We start from the raw sequence: 22,951 nt of genomic DNA on the forward strand, positions 1-22,951 counted from the left end.
CCGAAGGTTGTGGTGGAGCGCTGCCGGATGGTGGAGCTGAGCTGGGGCGGCTGGCTGGTCCCGCAGATAGCCGACGAGCTGCGGTGCGGTCAGAAAACGGTGCGCCGCCGGCTGCACCGCTTCAACCGCTCGGGGCTGGAGGGACCGGAGGATCTGGGCGGGCAGGGACGCAAGCGAAGGATCACCGAGGCCGAGCGCTCGAGGATCAACGGCCTGGTCAAACTGACGCCGCCGGGTCGGCTGGAAGTACAGCCGTCGAACGAGATGTGGCCCGCGGACGAGCCACGGCCCTCGGAGTGGACTTTGGACGCGCTGGCCGCCGCGACCCGGGACCTGGGCATCGAGATCAGCCGCTCCCAGGTACGTCGGATCCTGCTGGCCGAGGGGGTGCGCCGGCGGCGCACGCGCTCGTGGACCCGCTCGAGAGATGTGGACTTCGAGGGAAAAGGACGCGGATCGTCGAGCTCTGCACCAGCCCGCCCGACGGCGCGCCGGTGGTCTGCGCCGACGAACTCGGCCCGGTGATCCAACGCACCTTCCCGCCGGCACCGGGCTGGTCGCCGGACGGACACCGCATCAAAAACGAGCTCGACCACTCCCGCGGACCGGAGAAAACCTGGGTCTACGGCGCCTTACGCATCCGGGACGGCCACGAGGTCACGATGACGGCCACCTCCCGTAACAGTGCCTTCCACCAGCAGTTCCTCCAGCTGGTCGAGGACGCCAACCCCGTCGGAGACATCTACGTGATCACCGACAATCCGTCCTCCCACAACAGTGTGTCCACCCGGACCTGGCTCGAGGAACATCCCCGCATCCAGCATGTGTTCATACCGGTCGGCGCCTGCCGGCTCAACCTCCAAGAAGGCTGGTGGCGCATCTTCCGCAAGACCGCCCTGGCCGGACGCTCCTTCGGCGACCGCGACCACAACACCCACGCCACCGAAGTGGCCACAGCCCAGCTCAACACCCGCGCCCGACCCCGGATCTGGGGCAGACCCGCACCACCCACCAGGCGCTTACGCCGCCGCTATCTGTACTTCCTTTGAGGAATCCAGCATTAGAGGCCATCTCATTTGGCGAGTCTGCGGTAGCAGATGAGGGTGCAGGCGGCGATGTTGGTCGCACCCGCTCAGCCGGCCGAAGTGTTCTGTGTCGCCTCGCGTGCCTCGGTGAGGGCTCGCTGCCTGAGGTTGCCGCCGAACAACTGAATCGTGGTGGCGGCCAGGATGTCATCCCTGCCGATGGTCCGCCCGTCCCCCCTGCGGGCGGACAGGGCCCGGAGGGAATCCTTGAGGAACGGGGGTGGGGCCGGTTCGCCCGACATCACTAGGGTGACCGTACCGAAGCGTTTGACCTCGCCCTCGCGGACGACCATGGCCGCGTCCCGGGCGAGGTCCGTCAGGAACACGCTCGCGATTCCGTTCAGGTCGCGGACCATCGCCGGGACGGCCGTCGCCCCCTGGCTCCACAGCAGCTTCTTGACCCCGGCCTCGAACCTGTGGGCGCCGACCACAGCACTCGGTTTGCGCGACCTGCTGCGCTTACGAGAAGGCACGATGACACCCTCGGCGTCGTACAGGACACCGGTCAGGCCTTGAAACGTCGGGCTGTGGTCGTACCACTTGGCCCCCACCTCGAGCTCGAGGTTCCGATCGATCGCCGAGAGAAGGTCCCCGGGAATCAGCTTCTTCCGGGCCTCCGCCGCCGCCGCTCTCCTCGCGCCGTCGATGATCTCCGTCAGCACTGTCCGCGTCACCGACGCGGCGGCCCACGCGGCCGACCGAGAGACGTGCATCGGGGTCACGTCCCTGAACACCGCTTTGACGAGAGAAGGCTTGAACGGCGAGACATCCATGACCGAGGCGGTCTCGGGACCGCTGCGCTCAGGGCGTGCGGGCTGTGCGGTCATCGGAAGAAACGCTCCCTGCTGTCGGAGTTATCAGAGGCCCACACTTCACCACGCAGACCCGCTCTCTTCCCCCATCCTCCGTCGAAGCGGCACCCGGTCAAGGGCCTGACGGGCACATCCCGACGGCCGGGCCGATGATTGGCCACCTCCCGCACGCCCTCGTACCGTGGCACCTGCGTCCCCCGTCCGGCTGTACCCCGTTCTCCCTAGCCCCTGCCACCGAGGAGGAGCGGCCGGTGAAGCGCACACAGGACGACAAGTGGGCGGCCAACCTGCGGGGCGGCGAAGGCGTTCCACGCCCGTGGGGGGGCACTTGAACGTGCCCCGCAGAGCCTGCGGCAGCAGATGAGGGTGCAGGCGATGCTGGGTGCGAGGCCAGACGGTCTCCACGGCCTCGGGTAGGCCCTCGGCATCTGGGCCGGCGACGGCGGCGAGGGCGCCAAGTACTGGCTGCACGTGTTCACCGAGCTGAAGAACCGCGGCCTGGACGACGTGCAGACGTTCTGACCCGCTGCCCCGAACTGGACACGGCCGCCGGACACGTCCGCGATTTCGGCGAGATACTCAGCAGTCGCCTCGGCGCCACGCTCCCTGCCTGGATCGATGCCGTCGATGCCAGCCAGCTGCCGGGCTTGACCGGCTTCGCACTCGAGCGCCGTACCTTGCCGGAGCCCAACTACATCGAGTTGGCGATCTTCGGCTGGTGGTGGACCAGAATGCGGGAACGTTGACGGGCCCGGGCTCGTGACGGTCCCTGCCATCGAACAAGACCCTCTCCGCGACGACTCCGCAGGATCTGTGCCAGAACCCGCCGCCCACGTACACAGCCACACAGCGGCGAACCTTCCGGCAGAGGACCCAAGACCTCTTTAGAAGTGTGGCAGGGCGGGGGCAGCCACAAGGGACGCGGGGGCAGACCTGGGGCCCGGCGCAGCCGTACGCGCCGGGCCCCTCAACTCTTGGGTCAGGAGCCGGACTTGACGAAGCCCTTCGGCAGGGCCGGGCCGCAGGTGGGCGGGGTGGTGTCGGTGAGGCCGATCTGCATGAGGGCACCGGCGTGGTCGGGGTCGGTCTGGGCGAGGGGAAAGTTGATCAGCAGGGTGTCCCTGGTGGGAATCCCGTCGGGGTGGACGTCGAGCGCGGTCTTGTCCCCCTTCTCCGGGACGACCTGCCAGATCTTGTCCTCCGTGTCGGAGGTGAGGGGCACGGGTGACTTCTCGAAGGGCCCGCCCGAGGGGCAAAGCAGCTCTCCGCCATAGGCGCGGGCCCGGATGCCGAAGCGGGCGAGGTCGTGCTGGAGTCCGGACAGGTCGAGCTTGCGCGCCGGGTCGGTGATCGCGAGCCTGACCACGCCGCCCGTTCCCTTCTGGATGGTGTACGCGGCGGCGGTGACCTTCAGCGGCTGCCCGGTGCCGCTGTGTCCCGTGCCCTGGAAGGTGCCGACGGCGCCGACCGCTGCGGCGACGGCCAGCGGGACGCCGACGAGCGCGAGGCTGCGTCGCCGGGGGCGGGCCGGGACAACGGCAGGGGCGGTGGCAGCGGTGACGGCCGGGGACGGCTGGATCTGGGTCATCAGGTAGTCCTTGAAGAGTCGGTGACGGCTCCCCGGCAGGTCCCGGTCAGCCGGGACCGGCAACAGCCGGGCCATCTCCTCGCGTTCGGCCGGGGTGGGCTCAAACGGCTGGCGGCTCATGGGGTTTCCTCCTGGGCGGGCCGGACCGCGGCAGTGCGGCTGCCTTTTGTCTGTCCGCTGCCGGACCACGGTTCCCGATTTCTTGCGGAATGTTCAGAAGATTCGGAACGCTCGGAAAGCGCGGCGTCGGTGAGTTTCTGCAGCTTCCCGCGGGCCCGGGCGAGCCGGGAGCGCACGGTGCCCACCGGAACGCCGAGGGCCTCGGCGGCGCCGTGATAGTCCAGCCCGGACCACACGACGAGGGCGAACACCTCGCGCTCGGCACGCCGCAGCGTCGCCAACGCGGCCCGGATGGTGGCCAGTCGCCCGGTGTCGTCGATCCGGCCGACCAGTTCGTCGGCGAAGTCCGGCATGATCTCGTCGCGCGGCAGCCGGGCCAGCGCCGCCTGGTGCCGACGGGCGGAACGGGCGATGTTGCGGCTGGCGTTCGTCGCGATGCCCAGCAGCCAGGGCCGCAGCGAGCCGCCCTCCAGGTCGACCCGCTCGCGCAGCCGCCAGGCGTCCAGATAGGTCAGGGCCACCACGTCCTCGGCCGTCGCCCAGTCGCCCATCAGCCGGAACGCGTGATTGTAGACCGCCCGGGCGTACTGGTCGAACAGCCGCCCGAACGCGAGGGGGTCCCCGGCTCGGATCCGGGCGCGCTCATGTATGTCCACACCTTCAACTGTCCGGCCGCCCGCGGCCAGTTCCTGTGACCCGCGTCACGGCCGGGACCGTCCGCTGTCGGCACGTTCTCATCGCCGCATGAATTCCGGTTGAGTATTTCTCAGATTCCGGAGAATACGAGAAACACTCAGGACCCGCACACGGCCTTTCCATGCACATGTTCCGTAACCGGTGCCCGTTACGCGATGCGGAATCCCTGATTGCCGGGTTCCCCTTACAGTCTCGGCTTGTTTAATCCCGCACATGCTTGTGCTCCTGCTGGAGTTGCGGAGATGGTGGACCGACGGGGAGGTCTACCCGTTCGCGGTCTTCATGGCCGTGGTGTGGTCGTTGTGGGTGCTGCGTATTCTGCTGGCGGATCCGGGCCGTCGGTTCGATGACCTGTACGTGCGCCACGAGGCGCCTCTGACCGAGTGGCGGCGAAAGGCCGCCACCACGGTCCTGTCACAGCAGGGCCGTGAAGCTGAGGACAGCCGGACCCGGGAGATGCCGGGAACGGTGGAAAGCAGTCCTGACAACGCCGGGACGTTCTGGAACTGCCAGACAGGGCGGGTCCGGCAAGCGAGACGAGAAGGTGTACGAGAGGAACCAGTGCGTGAAGCTCCGTAAGCGTCGAGCCGGGTCAAATCTGGTGGATATGGACCGGTTTGCAGTGCGCACCCGTCGTGGATACGAGGCGGGTGACTCCGAAGCCGGAATGAATAGGCCGGTGAGGAGGCGACGAGGAAAGCCTGCGGCGTACTCGTGGCGAGGCTGCCGGGGTATAGCTGGGCACCTCCCTCGTCGAACGGTTGGTGGTGAACGTGGGAACCATCCGCGATCGCCCTCGCGGGGCTCCATCCGGGACACCGAAGGGCAGGTCCGTCGTCGGCTGATGACCGTGGGATGGGGCGGAGGCTTCGTAGCAGTCCGAGCGGACGAGAGGTCCGCGCATGGCGAAGGGGGCCAGCAAGTCGGCAGTAAGGATGCTGGAATGCCCGGAGGCCGCCGGTGAATACTGACGAGCCGGTGCTCACGTTGCTTGGCGCTGAGCGCAGGGTACGGGAGATCCAGGCCAAGCTGCACCGTCGGGCAACCGACGATCCAGGTCGACGGTTTCATGATTTGTTCAATCTCGTCTGTGATCCCGCCTTCCTCCTGATCGCCTGGGAGCGAGTGCGGGCCAACAAGGGTGCCCGGTCGCCCGGGGTGGACGGAGAGAGTGCCGTCTACGTTGAACAGCGCCGAGGCGTGGGAGTTTTCCTCGCTGAGGTTCGCGAGGACGTGAAGGCACAGCGATTCCGCCCGCTCCCTGTCCGCGAACGGATGATTCCGAAGGCGGGCGGGAAGAAGGATATGCGGGCTCAGCGAAGTTAGTGGGGGTCGGGCTGGCACAGCGCTCCACTTGGCCATTCGGAGACACGGCCGTCTCGGCCGGCACCACGGCTGGATCAGCCCGGCTTGACCGCCAGCGTCGCAAAATAGTGCGACATGTATTGAGCGGATGCGTTGGATTGGTGCGGCGCTTCCGCGAAGCCGGTGAGGACGAACCCCGCGGCGAGTTGCCCGCCGATCTGGTCGGTGAGGGTGTGGCTGTATTCAAGAGGGGCATCCGCGCCGAACTTCGTGGCGCGTTCCTCGGCGGAGTACTGCGTGACATCGCTGTAGGGCAGCTTGTGCACGACGATCAGCTCGCCGCGCTCGTCGAGCGCCTCGTGGTCGAACAAGTACACATCAGGGTTGAGGCAGCCCACGAGCAGAGTTCCGCCCGGTCGCAGGATGCGGAAGCACTCACGCCACACCGGTGCCAAATCTGGTACGAATAGGTTGGAGACCGGATGGAATACGACGTCGAATGTTGCGTCGCCGAAGGCGCTGAGGTCGCGCATGTCGCCTAGGACGGTGCGCAGCTCGAGTCCGTCGCGCGCCGCCACCATCTGGTCCTGGCCGAGCTGGCGGGGTGAGTTGTCGAATACGGTGACCCGCGCCCCTGCGGCGGCGAGGATCGGACCCTGCTGGCCACCGCCGGAGGCCAGGCACAACACGTCCTTGCCGGTCAGGTCCGTCGGCAGCCAGGAGCGGTCGACTGGCTCACGCCCGATGAGAACAATCGACCAGTCGCCCATGCGGGCGCGCTCGACATCCTCAGCACTCACCGGCCTCGTCCACTCGTTGCCCTCTTGGACACACTTGTCCCAGGCTGCCCGATTGTGGGCAACGGGGTCGACAACAATGTCCTGCACGTTTAACTCCCTGCTACAGCCAAGCGGACACCTGCGGTACTGACAGTTCGGTGCCGCTAGCCAACACGATTGCAGGGTGCGGGCTCAACGAAATTAGCGGGCATCGAGGTGTCCACGGGCTCGACGGGTGGTCGCGCAGCGGGTGCGTAAGCGCTGGTTGCCGGGGTTGCGGAAGCCGTAGGCGTCGCCGGCGATGGTCTTGATGACCCGGTTGGTGCCATCGGAGCCAGCGTTGGTGGTCCCAGTGTGCAGGAACGCAAGGATCTCTGGCCACCATGTCTCGACGGGTGAGGCTGGGCGCCGCAGTTCGGGAAGGTCGGCGTCGGCGCATCGGCGGAAGAACCGGTACAGCAGATCGCGGCCTGTTCCCGGTCCGGGCGGGTCCGGGCGGTGGCAAGCAGGTCCAGGAGGTCGTCCTTGGCGTTCCACGCAACGGTGATCGGCGCGCCGATCACCCTGGGCAGGTTGGACAGCTCGTCGAGGAGAGCGTCGACGCGCTCGCCGCGCATCCGGGCGTCGGCTTCGTCGACCTGTCCGGCAAGCAGGGCCTGCTCGGGCAGGTCGAAGGCCGCACCGCCCAGCTTCGCCACGGCCGTCGCGGAGGCCGGTCACACGGTCACCGCGACACTCGCGTACGGCGTCGACTCGGCCGCCCACCGGGCCGCCGCCCTGGCCGGACGGGCGACGCTCGCCGTCCTGCCGCGCCGCCTGGACCGCGCCCACCGCACACCCACGCCCAGCTGCTGAGCACCGTCCCCGCGACCGGCGGCGCGGTGGTCAGCCTCTACCGGCCCGGCACCGAAGCCAGCGGCGCGACGCTCAGGGCCAGCGCCATCCTGCTCGCCGCGCTCGTGCGCGCGGTGATCCTCATCGAGGCCCTGGACCACGCCGAGGCGGCGATGCACACCGCCGAGGTCGCCGCCGACCTCAACCGGCCCCTGCTCGCCCCGCCCGCCACCGAGGACCTACGCGCAGAAGGCAGCGCCCGGCTGCGCGCCGAGCAACGCGCCGTCCTGGTCCTCGACCCCGCGCGAGCCCTCGCCCTGCTCTGACATCCCCAACCGCCCCGTGCCCGGCCGTTCACCGCCGGGCACGGGCCAGCCCCAGAAGGAGTGACGGACCGCCATGCCCCGTACCGCGTACACGCCGTCGCTGCCCGGCCTCAGCACCACCGACGATCTGGACACCGTCATCAACTGGGGACTCGGCGCCGACTCCACCGCCTACCTCGCGCGCACGCTCACCGAACCCGCCGCGCACGGGATCGACCTGGAGCGCACCGCCGCCCTCTACACGGCCACCGGCAGCGAGTGGCCCGAAACCCGGCTCCTGGCCGAGGAGTTCATGCTGCCGCTGCTGCGCGAGCACGGCGTGCGCTTCGTCCAGCTCGCGCGCAAGGGGCGACACTCACAGAAGAGTGCCGCCCCCAACTGCCAAGGGCCTGAGCCGAACTCATGTCGGAATGATCAGTAAGGCCCGGTTCACGCCGGTGCGCGCGGCGCACTATGCGTGGCCACGAGCGTCCATGGGAACTCCGCACGCTCTACCGGTGCCCCCGGGCGGCGGAAATGATGAGCCACACCGCACATGAACCAGGTGATCCGCACCCCTGTCCCTTGGCCAGGCGGACATGCGGCGGAAGGAGCCCATGGTGTTGCTTCTCATCTCCCCGGACAGCGTCGAGGAGGCCCTCGACTGTGCGAAGGCGGCGGATCACCTCGACATCGTCGACGTCAAGAAGCCCGACGAGGGCTCGCTCGGCGCCAACTTCCCCTGGGTCATCAGGGAGATCCGCGACGCGGTCCCGGCGGACAAACCGGTGTCCGCCACTGTGGGAGACGTCCCGTACAAGCCCGGCACGGTGGCTCAGGCCGCGCTCGGCGCGGTCGTCTCCGGCGCCACGTACATCAAGGTCGGCCTCTACGGATGCACGACGCCCGATCAGGGCATCGAGGTCATGCGCGCGGTCGTCCGGGCGGTGAAGGACCACCGCCCCGAAGCGCTCGTCGTCGCCTCGGGCTACGCCGACGCCCACCGGATCGGCTGCGTCAACCCGCTCGCCGTGCCCGACATCGCCGCCCGCTCCGGCGCCGACGCGGCCATGCTTGACACCGCCATCAAGGACGGGACGCGGCTGTTCGAGCACGTTCCGCCGGACGTCTGTGACGAGTTCGTCCGGCTGGCCCACGCGTCCGGTCTGCTCGCCGCCCTCGCGGGCAGTGTCAAACAGACCGACGTCGGTCTGCTGACCCGCATCGGCACGGACATCGTGGGCGTGCGCGGAGCGGTCTGCGAGGGCGGCGACCGCAATGCCGGAAGGATTCAGCCGCATCTGGTGGCCGCCTTCCGGGCGGAGATGGACTGGCAGGCCCGGGAGCACGCGGCCGGCGTCCCCGCCGTGAACTGACCACTGGCATGCCTACCTCTGAGCCCGACCGCGTCCCCGGACGCCGGACCGCGCGTTTCGCCGTCGTCGACCCGGCCACCGGGGAGACCTTCGACGAGGCCCCCGACCAGCAGCCGGACGAATTGGACGCCGTGGTCGACCGGGCCCACCGGGCCTGGCACGGCTGGCGCGCCGACCCCGCCGCCCGCACCACCGCGTTGCGCGTGGCGGCCGACGCCGTGGAGACGGCCGGCGACGACCTCGCCCGGTTGCTCACCCGGGAACAGGGCAAGCCCCTGGCCGAGTCGTACGCGGAGATCGCCCGTACGGCGGCCCGCCTGCGCTACTTCGCAGACCTGGCCCCCAGAACCCGGCGGATCACCGATGGCCGGCCCATGCACAGCGAGATCCGCTGGCGGCCCCTCGGACCCGTCGCCGCGATCGTGCCGTGGAACTTTCCTCTCCAGCTCGCGGCGGCGAAGTTCGCGCCCGCGCTCGCGGCGGGCAACACCATGGTCCTCAAACCGTCCCCGTTCACCCCCCTCGCCACCCGACTGCTCGGCTCCGTCCTCGCCACCGCCCTGCCCGAGGACGTACTGACCGTCGTCACCGGCCGCGAACCCCTCGGCGCCCGCCTCGCCTCCCACCCGGGCATCCGCCACGTCACCTTCACCGGCTCGGTGCCCACCGGGCGGGCCGTCGCCGAAGCTGCGGCGGCCTCGCTCGCCCAGATCACCCTGGAACTAGGCGGCAACGACGCCGCCGTCCTGCTGCACGACGTCGAGGTGGACCGGATCGCGGACCGGCTGTTCTGGGCCGCGTTCCGCAACTGCGGGCAGGTCTGCATGGCGGTCAAACGCGTCTACGCCCCGGCCCGGCTCCACGCCGAGGTCGTCGAAGCCCTCGCCCAGCGCGCGAAGACCGTCGCCGTCGGGGCCGGCCTCGACCCGGACACCCGGCTGGGCCCGGTCAACAACGCCCCCCAGCTGGACCGGATCGAACAGGTCGCGAAGCAGGCCCTGGCGGACGGCGCCCGGGCGGCGGCCGGCGGCCACCGGCTGGACGGGCCGGGCTACTTCTTCGCTCCCACGATCCTCACCGATGTCCCGCCTGGCAGCCCGGTGGTGACCGAGGAACAGTTCGGACCGGTCCTTCCGGTGCTGCCGTACCGGAGCCTCGACGAAGCCGTCGACGCTGCCAACGGCACCGGCTTCGGACTGGGCGGCTCCGTATGGGGCACTGATCTCGACCAGGCCGAGGTGGTGGCCGACCGCCTCGAATGCGGCACGGCCTGGATCAACCACCATGCCGAACTGTCCCTCGCCCAGCCCTTCGCAGGCGTCAAGAACAGCGGTGTCGGCGTCGCGGGCGGACCGTGGGGGCTGTACGGCAACCTCCGGCCGTTCGTCGTCCACCGCCCGCAGGAGGAATGACGATGAGGTTTCAGGCGGCCGTACTTCGCTCGTACGAGGACCCGTTCGCGCTCGAGGAGGTGACCCTGCGCACGGAACCCGCCGTCGGCGAGATCCTGGTCGAGATCGCGGGCTGCGGGATGTGCCGGACCGATCTCGCGGTCCGGCGATCGGCCGGCTGCAGCCCGCTGCCGGCGGTGCTCGGCCACGAGGGGGCCGGGGTCGTGGTGTGGACGGGCGGCGGCCCAGACACCGCGATCGGCGTCGGCGACCACGTCGTGCTGAGCTTCGACTCCTGCGGACACTGCCGGAACTGCCGCGGCGCGGCCCCTGCCTACTGCGAATCCTTCGCCTCCCTCAACCTCTTCGGAGGACGCAAGGAGGACGCGCCGCGGCTCACCGACGCGACCGGGGGAGCGCTGGCCCCCCGGTGGTTCGGCCAGTCCTCGTTCGCCGAGTACGCGCTCGTCCCGGCCCGCAACGCCGTCCGGGTAGACCCCGCACTGCCCGTCGAACTGCTCGGACCGCTCGGCTGCGGCTTCCTCACAGGCGCCGGAGCGGTCTTCAACTCCTTCGGCGCCGGCCCCGGCGACACCCTCGCGGTCTTCGGCGCGGGAGCGGTAGGCCTGGCCGCGGTGATGGCGGCCACCGCCGCCGGCGCGCTGGCTGTGGCCGTCGACCGGCATCCCCAACGGCTGGCCCTGGCCGAACGGTTCGGCGCGATCCCGCTGTCCGCCGGAACGGCCGGACTGCCCGAGCAGATCCGGCGGCTGACCGACGGCGGCGCGCAGTACGCGCTGGACACCACGGCCTCGTCCCCGCTCATCAACGACGCGCTCCGGGCACTGCGCCCCACCGGCAGCCTCGGCCTGGTGGCACGGCTCCACACCGCGCTGCCGCTCGAACCGGGCACGCTGGACCGAGGCCGCAGCATCCGCCACATCTGCGAAGGGGACGCCGTACCTGGACTGCTGATACCCCGGCTGACCGGGCTGTGGCAGGCCGGACGCTTCCCCTTCGACCAGCTGATCCGCACCTACCCGCTGGCCGACATCAATGAGGCCGAACGCGACTGCGACGCGGGCCGCGTGGTCAAACCCGTCCTGCTCCCGGAGGGAAGAAGCCGATGAGCGAGGCATGCGGCACCGCAGACCCACCGCATCCGACAATCAGGCACCTCGCAGTCCCCACTCCCGCCAACGGAGGAAACATGGCCGGCACGGCGCCGCAGCACACGGACGTGGAAGGCGTGGACGGAGGCGTGGGCCTGACCGCCCTCCTGGTCGCCGCGGCACGGGCGATCGAGACCCACCGCCACGACAGCCTGGCAAAGGACGTCTACGCGGAGCACTTCGTGCGCGCCGCCCCGGCGTGCGCGGACTGGCCGGTGCGCATCCAGCAGGTCCCGGACGGGGACGGCAACCCGCTGTGGGGGCGGTTCGCCCGCTACTTCGGCCTGCGGACCAGGGTCCTCGACAACTTCCTCCTCCGGTCGGTCCGTACGAGTGCCCGTCAAGTGATCCTGCTGGGCGCGGGGCTGGATACCCGCGCCTTCCGGCTGGACTGGCCGTCCGACTGCGTGGTCTTCGAGATCGACAGGGCGGGCGTGCTGGCGTTCAAGCACCAGGTGCTCACGGACCTGTCGGCCACCCCGAAGGTGAAGCGCGTCCCCGTACCAGTCGACCTGCGCGCCGACTGGGTCACCGCGCTGACCACCGCCGGCTTCGACCCGGCCACACCGAGCGTCTGGCTGGCAGAGGGACTGCTCTTCTACCTGCCGAGCCCCGCCGAGACGTACCTCATCGACACGGTGGACCAGCTGACCACCGAAGGCAGCGCGCTGGCCTTCGAGGTCAAGCTGGAGAAGAACCTGCTGGAGTACCGCGACAGCGCGATCTACACGGCGACGCGAGAACAGATCGGCATCGATCTGCTCCGCCTCTTCGACAAGGGACCACGACCCGACTCCGCGGGCGACCTGGCGGCCAAGGGCTGGTCCACCTCGGTACACACCCCCTTCGACTTCACCCACCAGCACGGACGCGGCCCCCTCCCCGAGCCGAACGACGCGCTGGAGGGGAACCGGTGGGTGTTCGCGCACAAGCCCCGGTTATGACGTCCGCAGCGCTCACGGCGACGTCGGCACAGGGCCGGCATCCAGCACACCGCCCGGACCTGCCACGACGCCAGTGAGCGTGAGGCGGCCGAGAACGGTTGCCGTGATGGCTCCTTGATCTGTGAGCATTTCCCGAAGATGGGGATGCCGCGGCCTCTCTTCGGCGTTGATCGACTTCTTTGCGCATGAAGGCGGGCGCCATTGACGTAAGGGCGCATCACACCGGCGCGTTAGGTGCGTGCGCGCCGGTGCCGTACATCTGGACGTACGACTCCGTGCCCGGCGCCGGCGACTATAGTCCGGGACCTCCCGGTGCTCCTGCTCACTGTGTGTCTTCGCCTCCCGCCACGACGTGCTGCTCTCGGTTGGCCGTCGGCCGCAGCTGGCCGACCTGTACGCCGAGGTCGAGCAGGTGCACGGCGACAGCTTCCGCGCGGACTGGCGCATCACCGAGCTGATCCGGCACGCCGCAACGTGCGGGGCTCCCGACCCTGATGAGGCTCTCTGAAATCGGCCAGGGCCGCTCGCCGCCTCAGCCGGTCCGGTGCTCAACGGAGTGAGCTTCGACGAGCACCGCGCGTGTCTTCGGCCAGGATCACCGGCTTGTGGAGTGCGCGGGTCATATCGCACGGACAGAATGCCATCGGGGTCCCCGCAGCGGCCGTCTACGCTCTCGGCATGCAGCGCAGCGATGTCACGCGGGACGACGGTACGTGGGTGGGCCTGTCCCTGGACGTACAGGACCGCCACCAGCCGGAGCTGAGCGTGTTCACTGCCGGTGCGCAACTGCTGGTCTCCCAGATGTCGCAGCCTGTGCTGCTCGCCGTCGTCGATGAGCAACACGAGGGCGTGGACTTCTGGCGCACCGACGGGTACCGCTCCTTCGTCCCGCCCTTGCGTGCCGATGCGGGCCGCGCCCTGGCGGGCAGCCCGGAACGGTGGGCCCACCGCTTTGCGCAGTACCTCATCGACTCGCCGGGCGGCCCGTTGCACGAGGGCCGGTGGCTGCTCTCGTGCGAGAGCCCGCTCCGGCGCTGGCGCCACGCCGACGCCTCGCACGCCGAATACTGGAGCTCGATGCTCGTCGACGGCCATCCAAACGGCTACATCGACTGGTTCCTCCATGCGCATTCGTGGGAGGTCCTGCCGCTGCGGCCGATGCCCGATGCCGACGACAGCCGGGTCAAGGCGTACCGCAAGCAAGCCCGTGAAGGGACACTCCCACCCGTCCTGTTGTGGTGGGTCAGTGGGCTGGACTGCCATCTGATCCTGGACGGTCACGCGCGGTTCGCCGCGGCGGTCGCCGAATCCGTCGAGCCTCCGCTACTGCAACTGCACCGCACGGTCCCGCGCGATGACCTGGCCACGCGCACCGAGGAAGCCGTGGGCTTCTACGAGGACGAACTGGCACGCTTCGCCGAACTCCGCGCCATCCACGGCCCCGCCGTCCCGGACGGCACTGCCACCGCCGGCCCACAACTCGTCCGCCTCCTTCACGACCTGAACACCGCGGAACAGCCGACCTGGGCCTGGCCCCTGCCCGGCGGGGAAAAGCAGTGGCGTCGCATCGCGCGCGAGGTGACAGACAGCCAGAACTGGCCCTGTACCTGACTCCTGCCGACCCCTCCCGCCAACCATGACATCCGGGCACACCGACGCACCGTCAGGGGGCACGCGCCGCGATGAGGGCCAACCTTCCCAGGCTCGAAATATCACGCGTACGCAGGCTGCCCTCAGCAGGACTCGGCGGCCTCTTGCTGTCGCGGTCCCTGATCAGGTACCGGGCGGTGGCGCCAGCATCCTGGAGGTCCATGACCACGTTCCCTGCGCTCCGGGTAACCCAGTCTGCAGTGGGGTGGGCGGCCGCGCCGAGGATGCGAATGCGGCGGTTTGTGTGCTCTATGACGGCGAAGACGTACAGCGTCGCACCGTTGAGGGTGGTGGCGTGAAGAAGTCGCAGGCCAGGATAGCGTGGGCCTGGTCTTCACACACTGACGTTGGACCCGCTCCTTCCAGCCGCGCGAGCGATTCCCTGGAATGGATCAGCAAGGGGAGACCGGTGGCTCCTGCGGACTCAGGCGCCCACTGTCCCGTCGACACCCTCACGCAGAAAGTCCGCGTGCCCGTTGTGGCGGCCGTACTCCAGGAGCACGTGCACCATCACCATCCGCAGCGATACCTCCTCGCGCCATCTTGGCTGATACCCGGCCTGGTCCAGGGACTCAGCCTCCCGCTCGATACGGCGCGAGTTCTCCACCTCGGCCTCCCAGGCTACGAACGCCTCGTCCCTGGTCGACGCGCTCGCGTCGTAGGCCGCCTGGAAGTCGATCTTGTCGGACCAGACCATGGGCGCGTCGTTGTCCTCAAACACTCGACGGAACCAAGCACGCTCCACCTCCGCCATGTGCCGCACCAGACCGAGCAGCGAAAGCGTGGACGGCGGCATCGACTGCTGCCGCAATTCCTCGTCGGTAAGCCCTTCGCACTTCATGGCGAGGGTCGCGCGATGGTAGTCGAGAAAAGCCCGCAGCATGTCGCGTTCGCTTCCAAAACTGGGCGGTCCTATGCGATTGTCGCTGGTCACTGGCCGTGCTCCTCATCCGCGCCTGCATTCAGGGCCAGAATCTACTCCTGTCGGCTGTCCCCATACGAGGCCCGTCAACCGGACCTGACTGTCGCCACGATGGGCGCCGGTCACAGGAATCAGCGAGGCTCATCGGTCACCGGCAGCCGCAACTACCCCTTGGAATCGATCATCTAGGTCATTTTCGGTGTCGCCGGCACGCACAGCCACGCGAGGCCTGCGGCGGCCAGGTAGGCGAGCGCGCCGATGGCCATGCTGGTGCGCAGCCCGGTGTTGTAGTCGGTGGCTGTGGCGAGCAGGCTGCCGCCGAGCGCGACGCCGGTGGCGCTGCCGATCTGGCGGGTGGTGTTGAACAGGGCGGAGGCGGCGCCTGAGTACGCCGCCGAAGGCGCGGCACCCATCACGGTGGCGGTTGAACCGGTGAGGGCGAAGGAGGTACCGAATCCCGCGGCCATCATCGGGGCCACCAGCAGCGGGTAGGCGGGGTCGGCTCCCGCCGCGGCCCAGCCGGCCAGCCCCAGGGCAGCCAGGAGCATGCCGGAGATCACCAGTGGACGATCGCCGGTGCGGCGGGCCAGCCGCCCGGACAGGACGGAGGCGAACATGGTCATCGCCACCGCCGGGAACAGCGCCAGCCCGGTGCCGAGGGCGCTGAAGCCGCGCTGGTGCTGGAATTCCAGACTGGCGGTGAACACCATGCCGTAGAAGCCGAAGTTGAACAGCAGGCCGATGACGGCTCCACCGCTCATCGCACGAGAGCACAGCAGGCTCGGCGGAAGGACAGGAGAGCGGGCCAGCCGCTCGCGCACCGCGAACGCCGCGGCGGCCAGCACGGCCAGGCCCACCCCGGCGAGAACAGCCGGATCGGACCAGCCCCGCCGCCCGGCCTCGTTGAGCGCCGCGGTCAGCAGCGCCACCGCCGCCACCACCGCGCACTGCGCCGGCCAGTCCAGGGCCCGGGCAGCGCGCCGGGGCGAGCGTGCCACATGCCGCAGCGTCAGCACCAGGCAGGCCACACCGACGGGCAGGTTGATGAGGAACACCCAGCGCCAACCCATCGTGGAGACGAGCAGCCCACCCAGCAGCGGACCAGCAGCGGCCGCGATGCCCGCCATCGAACCCCACAGTCCGAAGGCCCGCGAGCGTGCGGCCGGCGCCGGGTAGGCCTGCTGAAGCAGGGCCAGGGAACCGGGCACGATCAGAGCCGCACCGAGCCCCTCCACCAGCCGGGCCGCAACCAGGGACGGGGCGCTCGGCGCGAGCGCGCACGCGGCCGAGGACAGAGTGAACACCGCCACGCCCGTGCAGAAGACCCGACGGTTGCCCAGCCGGTCACCGAGTGCGCCACCGGTCAGCAGGAACCCGGCGAAGACCAGGGTGTACCCATCGGTGATCCACTGGATGCCGGTGAGCGAGGCCGACAGTTCGCGGCCGATCACCGGCACGGCGACGTTGATGGCCGTCACATCCAGGATCACCATGAAATACCCGGCACACACCGCCAGCAGCGGTGCCCAGGACCGTCGCTCGGACTCCGGGGCCGGCTCGGGAGAGGGCATCGACTCACCACCGCCGGCCGACTCCGCGAACGTCACGGCCCCAACTCCATCCCATCCACCGAGACACGACACAAAAGGCCACAATAAGGGACATATACGGGACTGCGAGATCACCCGGGGGGCCCGTCGAGGAACTACTGGTTGCTTCCAGGATTTCAGCTCGTTGATGTGATAGAGGGCGCTTCGATGGGTTGATCGGGCCATTGCGGGCGAAGTTGGAGGCGGTGGCGCCGTATCTGGAGGAACGTCAGCGCCGACTGCTGTACGCGGCGGAGGCGCGGCAGCTCGGACACGGCGGGATCGCCGCCGTCACCGAGGCCGCAGGTGTCTCCAAGGGGTGCGTCAGCCGGGGACTTGCCGAGCTGGAGGAAGGAGCCGAGCCCGATGGCAGGGTGCGCCGCCCGGGCGGGGGCCGCCCGGCACTGACCGAGAAGGACCCAGGACTACGCCCAGCACTGCTGTCCCTGGTCGAGGACAGCACACTTTGCGATCCGATAGGGCCGTTGACCTGGACGACGAAGTCGCTGCGGCACTTGGCCCGCGAACTCGCCGCCCAGGGCCGCGTCGTGGGCCGGGACACGGTCGCCGCGCTGCTGAAGGAGGCTGGGTTCAGCCTGCGCGGCAACGCCAAGGTCCTGGCAGGCAGTGGCCATCCCGACCGCGACGCCCAGTTCCGGCACCTCAACGACAAAGTGCGGGAGTTCCTGGACACGGGCGACCCCGTGATCAGCGTGGACACCAAGAAGAAAGAACGGATCGGACTGTTCGCCCAGGCCGGACGGGAGTGGGCCCCTCCCCGCGCGCCGGTGAAGGTCCTCGACCACGACTTCCCCACCCAGGCGGTCGGCACCGCGATCCCCTACGGCATCTACGACATCGGACGCAACGCCGGCTACGTCGTGGTGGGCACCGACCACGACACCGCAGCATTCGCAGTAACCGCCCTACGCCGCTGGTGGAAGGAGGAAGGCAGCGCCGCCTACCCGCACGCCCGTCGGCTGCTGATCACCGCCGACGGTGGCGGCTCCAACAGCTCCCGCACCAAGGCGTGGAAGGCCAACCTCGCCGTCCTCGCCACCGAGACCGGCCTTCAGATCAGCGTATGCCACCTACCGCCCGGCACATCGAAATGGAACAAGGTCGAACACCGCCTGTTCTCCTTTATCTCCATGAACTGGCGCGCCCGCCCGCTGACCAGCTTCGAGGTGGCCCTGAACCTGATCGCCTCCACCACCACCGCGACCGGGCTGCACGTGACCGCACGACTGGACGAGAACAGCTACCCCACCGGGATCGAGATCGACGCGCAGCACGCCGCCGCGCTGAAGATCAACCCCGATGACTTCCACGGCGAGTGGAACTACACCATCCCGCCACAGCCCGGCGTCCCTCCGGTGCCGCTGCAGCCGCCCGGACGCCGTTCCCACCCCCGCACGGCCCACACCTTCGACGCAGCCCTGGCCACTCACCCGGTGCTGACTGGCCTCACCCGCCAAGCCCTCGACCACCTCGTCGCCGAGATCCGCGAGATGGTCGACACACTCCCGCCGGAACAACGCCCCCGCCACCGTAAGCTCGCCGTCGAGAACATCATCTGGGCCGCCGTCCTGGACCAGCGGGGCCTGCCCGCCTCGTTGACCGCCCGCCTCTTCCGCATCGGCGAGAACCAGATGCGCGCCCTCATCCAGCAGACCCGGCCCCTGCTCCAGCAACATGGCCACCACAGCGAGCCGCTCCCCGTCCACCTCATCGACCCCTGCGAACTCGCCAGATACGTCATGAGCACGGCATCAACCACAAGTTGACGCGACACGGACCACTAATTCATCGACGGGCCCGCCGGGCTCAGTGGGGAGCGTCCGCCCTGTCGTGCGGGACCGTCCATGACGCGTGGGTGTTGACCTGTGTCACCGTGGCCTGGGTCAGCTGCCTGTAGCGCCGTGCGATCTTCTCGGCCTCGCCGCCGGGAAGCGGCCCGCCGTGCTCCGCCGCTCGGGCGATGATCTCTTCCGGCCCCAGGTCCCGGTTGGCCATGACGATCGCGTTGACCGTCGGGCGGCGCGTCTCGTCGTACCGGCGCAGCGCGGCCACCGGATCGGGTTCCCCGGCCAGGCACCAGGCCAGCACCCGGGCGTCGACGACGGACTGCGATCCGCCGTTCATACCCATGGGGAACATCGGGTGGGCGGCGTCGCCGAGCAGGGCGACGCGTCCGAAACTCCAGCGGGGAAGGGGGTCGCGGTCGAGCATGGGGTACTCGAAGACCGCGGAGGAGTGTTCGACCAGGGTCGGCACATCGATCCACGGGAGGCGCCAGTCCGCCGCGCCGGCGCGGGCCTCCGCCGGGGTGATGCGACGGTGGGAACGGTCCGGGGTGGCACCGGCGGAGCGTCCGTGACGTATCTCGAGCACCCAGTTCATCAGGGCTTTACCGTCCGGCGTCGCCGGGTCCTCGATCGGGTAGGCGACGAACTTCGCGCCGGGCGTGCCGCCGGCCACCACGATCGAGCGGCCGTCGAGGATGTGCGGATACCGTGCGACCCCGCGCCACATGTGGACGCCGTTCCCGTGGGATGGCCCCTCGTTCGGGTAGAGCTGGGCGCGGACCGCGGAGTCGATGCCGTCGGAGCCGATCAGTACGTCGGCGTCCTCTGCCGTCGGCGCACCGCTGGACCGGTCCAGGAAGTGGGCCCGTACGCCGTGCGCCGTCTGCTCGAAGCGCCGGAACCGCAGGCCGGTGCGGACCGCGTCCGGGCCCAGGCGTTCACGCACTGCCGCCAGCAGCAGCACGTGCAGGCGGCCCCGGTGCACGGAGAACTGCGGCCAGTGGTAGCCCGCCGCGAGGCCGAGCGGCTCCTCCCACACGGGTCGGCCGGCCCGGTCGTGGTAGCCCAGCCGCTGCGGGGGTAGTGCGATGGCGGCCAGGTCGTCGGCCAGGCCGAGCTCGGCGAGTTCGCGCACGGCGTGCGGCAGCAGGTTGATCCCCACGCCGACCGCCTCGATGGAACGCGCCGCCTCGCACACCCGCGGCCGCAAGCCCGCGGCGTGCAGGCTCAGGGCACAGGTCAGGCCGGCTATGCCGCCACCGACGACGGTGACCCTCATCGAACGGTCCCGGCCTGGGGCCGGCACAGGGGCGGGCGCACATCACTGGAGAACATGACCATGATCTTAATCGACTCAACTCCGGTCCGCTGCTGATCACTTCGACCACTTCCATCACTGGAGGCGTCGCGAATTTGCGGGTTGCTTCCGGGACTTGGGTTCGTTGATCTGGTATGGGCCGTTTCGATGAGTTGATCAGTCCGTTGCGTGCGAAGTTTGAGGCGGTGACTCCGCATCTCAACGAGCGGCAGTGCCGTCTGCTGTATGCGGCGGAAGCGCGGCAGCTCGGACATGGTGGGATCGCGGCTGTCGCCAGGGCCGCGGGGGTCTCCACGGGGTGCGTCAGTCGGGGCCTTGTCGAGTTGGAGGACGATGCCGAGCCCGATGGCCGGGTACGCCGGCGAGGTGCGGGGCGTCCCGCGCTGGCGGCGAAGGACCCGGGACTCCGAGTTGCGCTGCTGGCGTTGGTCGAGGACAGCACGCAAAGTGACCCGATAGGGCCGTTGACCTGGACCACGAAGTCGCTGCGGCATCTGACCACCGAGCTCGCCGCCCAGGGCCGCGCGGTGGGCCGGGACATGATCGCCGCATTGTTGAAGGAGGCGGGCTTCAGCCTGCGGAGCAACGCCAAGGTCCTGGCCGGCAGCGGTCGCCGGGACCGCGATGCCCAGTTCCGCCACCTCAACGACAAGGTGCGCCAGTTCCTGGACGCCGGCGACCCCGTGATCAGCGTGGACACGAAGAAGAAGGAACAGATCGGGCTGTTCGCGCAGGCCGGGCGGGAAACCTCGACTACCTGCAGCAACGTTGGGACGGGGGCGAACACAGCGCCAAGATCCTGCACCAGGAACTCCTCGCCAAGGGCTACCTGGGTCACTACCAGCGCGTGAAAATGGCCGTCGCTCCTCTACGGCGCGGCCTGCCCCTGGACGAGCCACGCGAGCGACCACCCTCCCCGCGCGAAGCCGCCCGGTGGATCATCACCACTCACAACCGGCACGGCCCGCACACCGCGCAACGTCTGCAGCGGTTACTCGAGCACTGCCCGGAACTCCGCCGCACCCACGACCTTGTCCGCCAGTTCGCCACCACGCTCGATGCCCGTGACACGGCACCCTTGCCGCACCGGCTCGACAAACTCAGCGTCAGTGGACTGGCTCCGCTCGCCGGTATCGCCACAGCTCTGCGTGAAGACCAGCAGGCGGTCACCCAGGGAATCATCACCCCCCAACTCGGGGGTCAACGAAGGCCGTATCACCGACGTGAAGCTCCAGAAACGCATCATGGGAGGGCGCGCCGGCGTCCCGCTCCTGCGCCACCGAGTCATACTGATCGCCCACATACGCCGCCGCTACGCGGGCAGACCGACCGCCGCGTCGAAATGATCTCCGGCTACGAAAATCTTGCCAGAGCCGTCAACGTGCACAAGCGTGTACGGGGAAACGTGCACAGCTCTAACGGTCTCGCGCCGTGGCGACCGTCAGATTGCGACCGTGGTGTTGAGATATCCGGTACTCGCGGAGCAACGGCCGCATTTCCGTGAGCGACGTAGCAGAGAGCAGCGAACCCGGGGAGATCGGCGCCCGATCGACTACGGACTTCGAGCGGTCAGCGGCAGGTCAGTATGGCGTCCAACAGGAGGCCGTCGTCGTCACGGCGTGCTGACTGGACTACCTCCGCGACTGCTGGCGGTAGCGACCGGGGGCCAAGCCGTACTCTCGTTTGAACGCTTTGGCGAAGGCGAATTCGGAGGTGTATCCGGTGCGTTGCGCGACGGTCTGTAGCGGCTTGTCGCTGTCGCGTAGCAGTCGCGCCGCCAGGGTCATCCGCCACCAGGTCAGGTAGCCCAGCGGCGGTTTGCCGACCAGCGAGGTGAACCGGCGGGAGAAGGCCGCGCGCGACAGTCCGGCTTTCGCGCCCAGCGCTTCGACCGTCCACTGCCCGGCGGGTTCCTGGTGGATATGGCGCAGCGCTGCGGTGATCACCGGATCGCGCAGCGTCGCGGCCCACCCGGTGGCCGGGCCGTCGTCGGTTTGCTCGTCGAGCCAGGCCCGCAGGATGTACAGCAGCATGATGTCCAGCAGGGCCGACACGACCGCTTCGGTTCCGTGGTTGGGGTTGGCGATCTCGTCGCCGAGCAGGTTGACGGCAGCAAGTAGCGGCGTGCGGTGGCCGAGACGTGCCGGAAGATGGATGACCTCAGGCAGTTCCTCGAACAGTGGATGCGGCCGGGTCTGGTCGAGCGTGTATGCGCCGCACAGAAGGACCGACTTGGCCCCCTCGCCGTCGTCGGCGCTCGGCACTATCTCCCGCAGGGAGGCCGAGGGCGCGCCCGTCAGAGACGTCGACGGGCTATCGGCCAGAGCGTGCCCGCAGCCGTGCGGAAGGCACACCACATCGCCCACGCTCAGGGCGATCGCGGCGCCAGCCGACGGGATCAGCCAGCATGTCCCTTCCAGTACCACATGGAAGCCGGCCCCCGAGAACGGCTCGGCCAGCACTCCCCACGGAGCGTGCTTGCGGATCTCACTGGAATGCGGGCGCCCCGTACGCATGACGCCGATCGCATCGCTGAGCACGTCCATCGCCAGATCGTATCGTGAAGCTACTACAGGTAAGACGATCAGATATGAAACGAAGACGGTGAGCCATGGGGAGCGGTTCCTGACCTCCATACGCTGAGTGGGCCAAGCGGATTGACCGATTGGTCTACCAGAAGGGCAGGACATGAGCCTGTACACCGCCGTTGCGACCGCGACCGGCCGCGACGGCCGCGCCTTCAGTTCGGACCGCAAGTTGGACGTCGTGCTGGCCCTCCAAAAGGAGTTGGGCGGCACCGGCAACGGCACCAACCCCGAGCAGCTCTTCGCGGCGGGCTATGCGGCCTGCTTCGCCACCTCCATGCAGCTGGTGGCGCAGAAGAAGAAGATCGACGTCTCGGGCATGCTGGTCACCGCCGAAGTCGGCCTCGTCCCCAACGGGCAGGGCGGCTTCCAGCTCGAAGCCAGCCTGCGGACGAAGCTACCGGACAGCCTGCCCCCGGAAGCCGGTCGCGAGCTCATCGAGGCCACCCACCAGGTTTGCCCGTACTCCAACGCCACGCGCGGCAACATCCCGGTCGAGCTGCTCGCCGAGTAACCACCGCCCGCTGAACGCCACCTGGACCGCAACCGCCAGAGTCCGCGATCCAGGTGGCGTCGTCTTGCCCGGTTGCCCCACGGCGCGAGGCAACGCCCCTTGGGGTCTTGTCAACTTGGTGGGGTTCGAAGTGTGTTGGGGCTTGACGGGGCGAAGGG

24 protein-coding genes and 3 pseudogenes are annotated in these 22,951 nt (G+C 69.2%); 16 read left to right on the top strand and 11 right to left on the bottom strand.

Annotation, left to right across the window (positions count from 1 at the left end):
- Positions 1-27 precede the first annotated feature (27 nt).
- Positions 28-525, top strand: a complete 498-nt coding sequence (locus OG568_RS55830) for a helix-turn-helix domain-containing protein (protein ID WP_329537662.1) — start codon at positions 28-30, stop codon at positions 523-525.
- Positions 522-1,049, top strand: a complete 528-nt coding sequence (locus tag OG568_RS55835; RefSeq protein ID WP_329537663.1) for a transposase — start codon at positions 522-524, stop codon at positions 1,047-1,049. The genes OG568_RS55830 and OG568_RS55835 overlap by 4 nt, the downstream gene beginning before the upstream one ends.
- Before the next feature lie 83 nt (positions 1,050-1,132).
- Here the strand turns inward: OG568_RS55835 and OG568_RS55840 are convergent, their stop codons facing one another.
- On the bottom strand, positions 1,133-1,912 hold the full coding sequence (locus OG568_RS55840; RefSeq protein WP_329537664.1) for a hypothetical protein: 780 nt from the start codon (positions 1,910-1,912) through the stop codon (positions 1,133-1,135).
- A 405-nt stretch (positions 1,913-2,317) separates the two neighbouring features.
- Between OG568_RS55840 and OG568_RS55845 the strand changes: the two are divergent.
- Positions 2,318-2,407, top strand: a pseudogene (locus tag OG568_RS55845) (transposase); the annotation flags it as partial.
- Positions 2,408-2,876: 469 nt separating this feature from the next.
- On the opposite strand, the gene OG568_RS55850 reads toward OG568_RS55845, so the two are convergent.
- Positions 2,877-3,605: a hypothetical protein gene (locus OG568_RS55850; RefSeq protein WP_329537666.1), complete on the bottom strand. Its 729-nt coding sequence runs from the start codon at positions 3,603-3,605 to the stop codon at positions 2,877-2,879.
- Complete coding sequence (locus OG568_RS55855; protein ID WP_329537667.1) at positions 3,602-4,261, bottom strand: RNA polymerase sigma factor; 660 nt, start codon at positions 4,259-4,261, stop codon at positions 3,602-3,604. Before OG568_RS55855 ends, OG568_RS55850 begins: the two co-directional genes overlap by 4 nt.
- A 1,000-nt stretch (positions 4,262-5,261) precedes the next feature.
- Between OG568_RS55855 and OG568_RS55860 the strand changes: the two genes are divergently transcribed.
- Complete coding sequence (locus OG568_RS55860) at positions 5,262-5,627, top strand: hypothetical protein (RefSeq protein WP_329537668.1); 366 nt, start codon at positions 5,262-5,264, stop codon at positions 5,625-5,627.
- A 74-nt stretch (positions 5,628-5,701) separates the two neighbouring features.
- On the opposite strand, the gene OG568_RS55865 is transcribed toward OG568_RS55860, so the two are convergent.
- Together OG568_RS55865 and OG568_RS55870 are read right to left on the bottom strand one after the other, a co-directional pair.
- A complete protein-coding gene (locus tag OG568_RS55865; RefSeq protein WP_329537669.1) occupies positions 5,702-6,493 on the bottom strand; it encodes a class I SAM-dependent methyltransferase in 792 nt (263 codons plus the stop codon).
- Positions 6,494-6,586: 93 nt separating this feature from the next.
- Positions 6,587-7,011: pseudogene (locus tag OG568_RS55870) on the bottom strand (transposase); the annotation flags it as partial.
- Here OG568_RS55870 and OG568_RS55875 point away from each other — a divergent pair.
- The 9 genes from OG568_RS55875 (at position 6,929) to OG568_RS55915 (ending at position 14,018) form a co-directional block, all read left to right on the top strand.
- Entirely contained in the window at positions 6,929-7,240 is a 312-nt protein-coding gene (locus OG568_RS55875) for a DNA-processing protein DprA (RefSeq protein WP_443077954.1), read from the top strand. The pseudogene OG568_RS55870 and the gene OG568_RS55875 sit on opposite strands and share 83 nt — an antisense overlap.
- Before the next feature lie 26 nt (positions 7,241-7,266).
- Positions 7,267-7,545 (top strand): hypothetical protein, encoded by a 279-nt coding sequence (locus OG568_RS55880; protein ID WP_329537672.1) that lies wholly within the window; start codon positions 7,267-7,269, stop codon positions 7,543-7,545.
- 73 nt (positions 7,546-7,618) lie between these two features.
- A complete protein-coding gene (locus OG568_RS55885; RefSeq protein ID WP_329537673.1) occupies positions 7,619-7,966 on the top strand; it encodes a hypothetical protein in 348 nt (115 codons plus the stop codon).
- 178 nt (positions 7,967-8,144) lie between these two features.
- Entirely contained in the window at positions 8,145-8,900 is a 756-nt protein-coding gene (locus OG568_RS55890) for a (5-formylfuran-3-yl)methyl phosphate synthase (RefSeq protein WP_329538300.1), read from the top strand.
- A gap of 8 nt (positions 8,901-8,908) precedes the next feature.
- Positions 8,909-10,312, top strand: a complete 1,404-nt coding sequence (locus OG568_RS55895; RefSeq protein WP_329537674.1) for an aldehyde dehydrogenase family protein — start codon at positions 8,909-8,911, stop codon at positions 10,310-10,312.
- Between the two features lie 2 nt (positions 10,313-10,314).
- Positions 10,315-11,421, top strand: a complete 1,107-nt coding sequence (locus OG568_RS55900; RefSeq protein ID WP_329537675.1) for an NAD(P)-dependent alcohol dehydrogenase — start codon at positions 10,315-10,317, stop codon at positions 11,419-11,421.
- Between the two features lie 80 nt (positions 11,422-11,501).
- On the top strand, positions 11,502-12,407 hold the full coding sequence (locus OG568_RS55905) for a class I SAM-dependent methyltransferase (protein WP_329537676.1): 906 nt from the start codon (positions 11,502-11,504) through the stop codon (positions 12,405-12,407).
- A gap of 352 nt (positions 12,408-12,759) precedes the next feature.
- Positions 12,760-12,915, top strand: coding sequence for a hypothetical protein (locus OG568_RS55910; protein WP_329537677.1), 156 nt, complete (start codon positions 12,760-12,762; stop codon positions 12,913-12,915).
- Between the two features lie 170 nt (positions 12,916-13,085).
- On the top strand, positions 13,086-14,018 hold the full coding sequence (locus OG568_RS55915) for a hypothetical protein (RefSeq protein ID WP_329537678.1): 933 nt from the start codon (positions 13,086-13,088) through the stop codon (positions 14,016-14,018).
- Between the two features lie 142 nt (positions 14,019-14,160).
- Here OG568_RS55915 and OG568_RS55920 read toward each other — a convergent pair.
- The 3 genes and pseudogenes from OG568_RS55920 to OG568_RS55930 form a co-directional block, all read right to left on the bottom strand.
- Positions 14,161-14,387 (bottom strand): annotated as a pseudogene (locus tag OG568_RS55920) (integrase); the annotation flags it as partial.
- Positions 14,388-14,481: 94 nt separating this feature from the next.
- A complete protein-coding gene (locus tag OG568_RS55925) occupies positions 14,482-14,991 on the bottom strand; it encodes a DinB family protein (protein WP_329537679.1) in 510 nt (169 codons plus the stop codon).
- 173 nt (positions 14,992-15,164) lie between these two features.
- The gene (locus OG568_RS55930) at positions 15,165-16,586 is read right to left on the bottom strand and encodes an MFS transporter (protein WP_443077955.1); all 1,422 of its coding nucleotides are present in this window, start codon (positions 16,584-16,586) and stop codon (positions 15,165-15,167) included.
- A 158-nt stretch (positions 16,587-16,744) separates the two neighbouring features.
- Between OG568_RS55930 and OG568_RS55935 the strand changes: the two genes are divergently transcribed.
- A complete protein-coding gene (locus tag OG568_RS55935; RefSeq protein ID WP_443077983.1) occupies positions 16,745-18,355 on the top strand; it encodes an ISAzo13 family transposase in 1,611 nt (536 codons plus the stop codon).
- 40 nt (positions 18,356-18,395) lie between these two features.
- Here the strand turns inward: OG568_RS55935 and OG568_RS55940 are convergent, their stop codons facing one another.
- Entirely contained in the window at positions 18,396-19,655 is a 1,260-nt protein-coding gene (locus tag OG568_RS55940) for a flavin-dependent oxidoreductase (protein ID WP_329537680.1), read from the bottom strand.
- Positions 19,656-19,828: 173 nt separating this feature from the next.
- On the opposite strand from OG568_RS55940, the gene OG568_RS55945 reads away from it, so the two are divergent.
- Complete coding sequence (locus tag OG568_RS55945; RefSeq protein WP_329537681.1) at positions 19,829-20,545, top strand: ISAzo13 family transposase; 717 nt, start codon at positions 19,829-19,831, stop codon at positions 20,543-20,545.
- Positions 20,546-20,685: 140 nt separating this feature from the next.
- On the opposite strand, the gene OG568_RS55950 is transcribed toward OG568_RS55945, so the two are convergent.
- Both OG568_RS55950 and OG568_RS55955 read right to left on the bottom strand, forming a co-directional pair.
- Positions 20,686-20,940, bottom strand: coding sequence for a hypothetical protein (locus OG568_RS55950; protein WP_329537682.1), 255 nt, complete (start codon positions 20,938-20,940; stop codon positions 20,686-20,688).
- Positions 20,941-21,325: 385 nt separating this feature from the next.
- Positions 21,326-22,240: an AraC family transcriptional regulator gene (locus OG568_RS55955; RefSeq protein ID WP_329537683.1), complete on the bottom strand. Its 915-nt coding sequence runs from the start codon at positions 22,238-22,240 to the stop codon at positions 21,326-21,328.
- Positions 22,241-22,382: 142 nt separating this feature from the next.
- On the opposite strand from OG568_RS55955, the gene OG568_RS55960 reads away from it, so the two are divergent.
- On the top strand, positions 22,383-22,793 hold the full coding sequence (locus OG568_RS55960) for an organic hydroperoxide resistance protein (RefSeq protein ID WP_329537684.1): 411 nt from the start codon (positions 22,383-22,385) through the stop codon (positions 22,791-22,793).
- The last annotated feature ends 158 nt before the right edge of the window (positions 22,794-22,951 follow it).

This window comes from Streptomyces sp. NBC_01450 (assembly GCF_036227505.1).
Classification (GTDB): domain Bacteria; phylum Actinomycetota; class Actinomycetes; order Streptomycetales; family Streptomycetaceae; genus Streptomyces.

Coding starts and splice junctions, on each gene's coding strand:
- OG568_RS55830 (WP_329537662.1), top strand. CDS start 28: ATGGTGGAGCTGAGCTGGGGCGGCTGGCTGGTCCCGCAGATAGCCGAC.
- OG568_RS55840 (WP_329537664.1), bottom strand. CDS start 1,912: ATGACCGCACAGCCCGCACGCCCTGAGCGCAGCGGTCCCGAGACCGCC.
- OG568_RS55850 (WP_329537666.1), bottom strand. CDS start 3,605: ATGAGCCGCCAGCCGTTTGAGCCCACCCCGGCCGAACGCGAGGAGATG.
- OG568_RS55885 (WP_329537673.1), top strand. CDS start 7,619: ATGCCCCGTACCGCGTACACGCCGTCGCTGCCCGGCCTCAGCACCACC.
- OG568_RS55895 (WP_329537674.1), top strand. CDS start 8,909: ATGCCTACCTCTGAGCCCGACCGCGTCCCCGGACGCCGGACCGCGCGT.
- OG568_RS55900 (WP_329537675.1), top strand. CDS start 10,315: ATGAGGTTTCAGGCGGCCGTACTTCGCTCGTACGAGGACCCGTTCGCG.
- OG568_RS55905 (WP_329537676.1), top strand. CDS start 11,502: ATGGCCGGCACGGCGCCGCAGCACACGGACGTGGAAGGCGTGGACGGA.
- OG568_RS55915 (WP_329537678.1), top strand. CDS start 13,086: ATGCAGCGCAGCGATGTCACGCGGGACGACGGTACGTGGGTGGGCCTG.
- OG568_RS55940 (WP_329537680.1), bottom strand. CDS start 19,655: ATGAGGGTCACCGTCGTCGGTGGCGGCATAGCCGGCCTGACCTGTGCC.
- OG568_RS55945 (WP_329537681.1), top strand. CDS start 19,829: ATGGGCCGTTTCGATGAGTTGATCAGTCCGTTGCGTGCGAAGTTTGAG.
- OG568_RS55950 (WP_329537682.1), bottom strand. CDS start 20,940: ATGATGCGTTTCTGGAGCTTCACGTCGGTGATACGGCCTTCGTTGACC.
- OG568_RS55955 (WP_329537683.1), bottom strand. CDS start 22,240: ATGGACGTGCTCAGCGATGCGATCGGCGTCATGCGTACGGGGCGCCCG.
- OG568_RS55960 (WP_329537684.1), top strand. CDS start 22,383: ATGAGCCTGTACACCGCCGTTGCGACCGCGACCGGCCGCGACGGCCGC.